The organism is Skermanella sp. (assembly GCF_059503625.1).
In genome coordinates, this window is the sequence record NZ_JCACHA010000034.1 from 1 (window position 1) to 4,400 (window position 4,400).

The following is a 4,400-nucleotide window of genomic DNA, read 5'->3' on the forward strand; positions in this document are numbered from 1 at the left end:
CTTCCCAGTAGGGCAGCAGGTGGATCGTGATGAAATCGACTTCGTCCGCCACCTGCGGATACTTCAGCCACCATTCCCAGACGTCGGCGTAGGTCACCGGCTGCTTCACGTGCGCCTTGACGTACCGGATATACTCGATGAGCTGTTCGACGGTCCGGTCGTTGCGCAGCAGCACCTCGTTGCCGACGATCACCTTGTCGATCACGTCCGGATACTGGTTGGCGAGCCGGATCTGTGCGAGGACCTCTTCCTCGTTCAGGATCGGCTTGCTGCCGATCCAGGCGCCCTGCATCACCTTGATGCCGTACTTGCGGGCGAGTTCCGGGACATGCTCCAGCCCTTCGCGGCTGGTGTATGTCCGCACCGACATGACCTCGTCCTTCAGCAGCTTCAGATCCTCGTCGATCTGGGCCTTCGTCGGGTAGACCATGGTCAGCGGACTCTGCCCGTCGTGGAACGGTGCGAAGGACACGCTTTGCAGCTTGCCGCCGGGAGGCGGCTCGAGCGGCTGGGGACGGTTGGGAAGCGCCCACAGGGCGAAATTGCCCAGGACGGCGGCGGCCAGAACGGCGAGAAGGAGGAATACACGCATGACGGCGATATCTACACGAATTCGCCCGTCACCGGCATGGAAAAACGGCCCGCGAGGATCGTCGTTCCTCGCGGGCCGCTTCGTATCGCCGTAACCGGTAGGACCGGTGCCCGATCAGACGGCGGGAGCCGGCTTCTTCCGCTTCAGTACGAAGATCGCGGAGTTCTCGTTATAGGCGGGCAGCTCTTCGGTCTCGATGTCCGGATTGCGCCGCAGGAACTCGTCGAACGCCCGCTTCTCGCCCAGGTTCTGTTCGGCCAGGCCACCGGCATGCCAGTCGTCGAACAGCATGACGGCGTAGTCGCCGATCATCGGCTCGACGAAGGCCAGCGAATCACGGGCCGAGGTGTAGATGTCGCAATCGACCATGATGACGCCGGCATGCCTCATCTGGTGCTTTTCGACCAGTTCGGGCGTCATGGTGTCCTTGAACCAGCCCTTGATCAGGAAGGTCTTCTTCCAGTCCACGCCGCGCCGCGTCAGCAGCTTGTGGGCGAACTCGATCGAGGAGGCGAGCTGGCCGCTGCTCCAGATGTTGTTGTCCTGGAAATCGGTCTCCGGCGGCAGCCCTTCGAAGCTGTCGAACCCGAACTGCCGGACGCCCTTGGTGTCCGTCTTGACCAGCGCATCGTGCATGCAGGCCATCGACGAGCCGTAGCAGACGCCGAATTCCAGATAATCGCCGATGTTCTCGCTGCCGTTCAGATCGCGCAGCCGCTGGATCGCATCGACGAAGCTGGCCGTGAGCTTCTGCTCGGGAACGAGTCCCTGACCCGCGAGCGCACGCCGTTGGGTCCGCACCCGGTAGAGCCACCGGTTGACCTTACGGGACGGCCCAAACAGTCCCAGTGTCCTCAGCAGGCGGTAGAAAGGCGTGTTGAAACGCTCATCGCCCAGGGGCCGGGCAGCATGATTGTCTTGGACCGTCATCGGAGCCAGGTTCCTGTCTTTCGTTTCATCAAGTCTCATTAACCAATAAAAACCATATTGGATGCACAAGCGCCAGAGTTTATTTGACGTGCCCCAAGAGTAGGCGCAAAGTGGTTATTGACCAACTTGAAAAAATTTTAGTAAAGCTGCTGTGCTCACATCTAGTCATTAATACTGGTCATTGTGGGACAAAATTGAGAGAAAGTTCGGAGTTGAATGAGGCTCTTGCCTATATCGATATACAGGTAGGCTGGTGCTGAAGTTCGCTGTGAATACGTTTATCGCCGAGCACATACTTTTTGCGTATCTTTAATCTCCCCGCTCGGTCAGGTCCGAACGCCGTTTAAGAAGATCGATCGGGTTATGCCGCATCCGGCATCGTCCCTGCTGCTTGAACCGGGCATGCCGTCCTCCGGTTCCGTGGAACTTCCTGTTGTCGACACGGCTTGCGATTTACCCGCCATGCCTTCGTGACGATGCGTCTCCCGCGCAGCTCATATGCGCAAATCACACCGCGCGCATTCGCCAATGCAAGCCTTGCCGCACCTGGACTTGATCATGACGACGGCTGGACGACTACGGCGCGTCATGCGGCGCACACTCATTCGCTGCGGCGCGGAATCAGATGAGGAATTAGGCATTGACTTAAAGAGTGAAAGTCGCCACTTAACGACCATGCTTTGAAAAGCTTGACGGTGCCTTTCGCACTCCGGCTGCGGTTCCCCTCCAGTTAGGGTGACCGTGTCACAGGCATCCGCATATCGCGCGTTGACCGGGTTATTGTCCCTGTTTTGGGTCCGGTGGATCGAACCGCTTCCTGGCGGACTTCGCTGCGAGTTGTAACGGATGGCACTGTGACTCGCCGGGTTGCCCACGCTGCTTTAGCGGGCTTGAGGCGCCCGACGATATTCGACACAACCAATGGAGGATTGCTTTGATGGATCAGCCGCTCGCGGGAAAGACCATCGCCATCCTGGTGGCTAACGGTTTCGAAGAAACCGAAATGACCGAGCCCCAGCGTGCCCTGCTCAAGACCGGCGCCACCCTTAAGGTGCTTTCTCCCGAACAGGGATTGGTCAACGGCTGGCACGGCAAGGCCTGGGGGCACTATTTCCCGGTCGATCAGCAGATCGCCGAGGTTCTCGCCGCCGATTTCGACATGCTGATTCTGCCGGGCGGCGAGCGTAGCGTGGCCAAGCTGGCCGCCAACCCGCATATCCGCCGCATCGTCAGCAGCTTCATGGACGGCGGCAAGCCGGTCGCGGCGATCGATGACGGCGTCAGCCTCCTGGCGGTAGCCCAGAAGGTCAAGGGCCGCACCCTCACCGGTTCCCCGGCCGTGCGCGAAGCTCTCGAAGCTGCCGGCGCCGTCTGGAGCGAAGAGCCGATCGCGATCGACAAGGCCCTCTTGACCGCCGACGGCCTCGACAACCTTCAGGCCTTCGTCGACCAGCTGGTGAAGTCCTTCACCGACGCTGCCCAGGTAAAGAAGGCCGCCTGACGCTCAGGCACGGTCGTCAAAATCTGTCAAAAAACGCCGCATCCATTGGATCGCGGCGTTTTTCGTATCTTCGACGGACGGCTGGGCTGGCAGGTGGCCGGGCCAGGTGGCCGGATGATCGCAGAGAGACTTTTCCGAAACCGCGGGAGCCTTCGGCGCGCCTGTGTGTTTCTCCGCCGCAGCCTGCCATCCGACCCATCGATAGAGCGGGCGGCGCCCTGAAGCCGGAGACGAAAAGCCCGTGATCCCGTACTTTCCCCGTCGGCACCGTCTGGTTGCCGCATCATGCCTCACTGCTCTGCTGGCGTTTGGCGGCATGCCCGAGCCGGCTTCGGCCCAGGCGCCCGACGATGCCTTCATCGCCGGTTATGCCGCCGCCGTCCTCCAGCGCGAGTTCGGGCTTGCCGCGTCGAAGGTCACCGTGTCGCGTGGGATCGTCCAGGTCGATGCCGCAACCCTGCAATCGTCCGCCGGTCCGCGCCTGCGCACCGCCCTGTCCGAGATTCCGGGCGTGACAGACGTGCGGGTGCGCGAAGCCTCGGTGCCGGCCACGGTCGCTCCCGGTCTGGCTCCGGCTGCTCCCGCCGCAGCCGGCCGGCCCGACGGCGCGCCGCCTCCCGCGACCGCCGTCACGCAGGACGAGGGCGGTCAGGTGCTGCCGCGATCCAACCTGTTCGAGCCGCTGATGGCAGACCCGCGCTGGCCGCGCTTCTCGGCGGGCTATCGCTACTACACGGACGATCCGGATGTCGAGCACGCCGGGGCGGTCAGCTTCGGCGAGACCTTCTCGCTCTATCGCAACAGCCTGTTCGGCGGACGCTGGGAAATCGGGTTCCAGGCGGCGGTGTTCTCCGTCTTCGACCTGAACAGCGACAGTCTCGACCTGATAAACGCCGACTACTGGGTCGGCATCCCGATTTCCTACCGGATCGGCGACTTCTCGGTGCTTGGGCGCGTCTATCACCAAAGCTCGCACCTGGGCGACGAGTTCCTGCTGCGGGAAGGGATCGACCAGTCGCGCCGGATCAACCTGAGCTACGAGGCGGTGGAAGCGCTGGCATCCTACGATATCGGCGAGGAGTTCCGGGTCTATGGCGGCTTCAGCTATCTTTTCGACCAGGAACCGTCCGATCTGAAGCCCTGGGGCACCCAGGCCGGCCTGGAATACGAGAGCAGCGAAACCTTCGCCGGCGGCCTGCTTCGGCCCATCGCCGCCGCCGACCTGAAGTTCAGGGAAGAGTCGGACTGGGACATGGACCTGTCGCTCCGCGCCGGCGTCCAGCTCGAAAGCACCTTCCTCAATCCCCGGCGTATCCGGCTGCTTGCGGAATACTACAACGGTTCGAACCCGAACGGTCAGTTCTACTCCCGGAAGCT

The 4,400-nt window shown here is 62.0% G+C and carries 4 protein-coding genes; 2 read left to right on the top strand and 2 right to left on the bottom strand.

Features of this window, described 5'->3' with window-relative positions; translation table 11 throughout:
* Nucleotides 1–592 (bottom strand): glycoside hydrolase family 17 protein (locus AC5JJ6_RS00820; RefSeq protein WP_496040215.1); only part of this gene is annotated, 592 nt, incomplete at its 3' end.
* A 114-nt stretch (nucleotides 593–706) separates the two neighbouring features.
* A complete protein-coding gene (locus AC5JJ6_RS00825; protein ID WP_496040216.1) occupies nucleotides 707–1,522 on the bottom strand; it encodes a TylF/MycF/NovP-related O-methyltransferase in 816 nt (271 codons plus the stop codon).
* 937 nt (nucleotides 1,523–2,459) lie between these two features.
* On the opposite strand from AC5JJ6_RS00825, the gene AC5JJ6_RS00830 reads away from it, so the two are divergent.
* A complete protein-coding gene (locus AC5JJ6_RS00830; RefSeq protein WP_496040217.1) occupies nucleotides 2,460–3,023 on the top strand; it encodes a DJ-1/PfpI family protein in 564 nt (187 codons plus the stop codon).
* A 241-nt stretch (nucleotides 3,024–3,264) separates the two neighbouring features.
* A partial coding sequence (locus AC5JJ6_RS00835) for a DUF1207 domain-containing protein (protein ID WP_496040218.1) occupies nucleotides 3,265–4,400 on the top strand: 1,136 nt, incomplete at its 3' end.

Excerpts from the sequence above, each read along its gene's own strand:
- AC5JJ6_RS00830 (WP_496040217.1), top strand. The coding sequence starts at position 2,460 with ATGGATCAGCCGCTCGCGGGAAAGACCATCGCCATCCTGGTGGCTAAC.
- AC5JJ6_RS00825 (WP_496040216.1), bottom strand. The coding sequence starts at position 1,522 with ATGACGGTCCAAGACAATCATGCTGCCCGGCCCCTGGGCGATGAGCGT.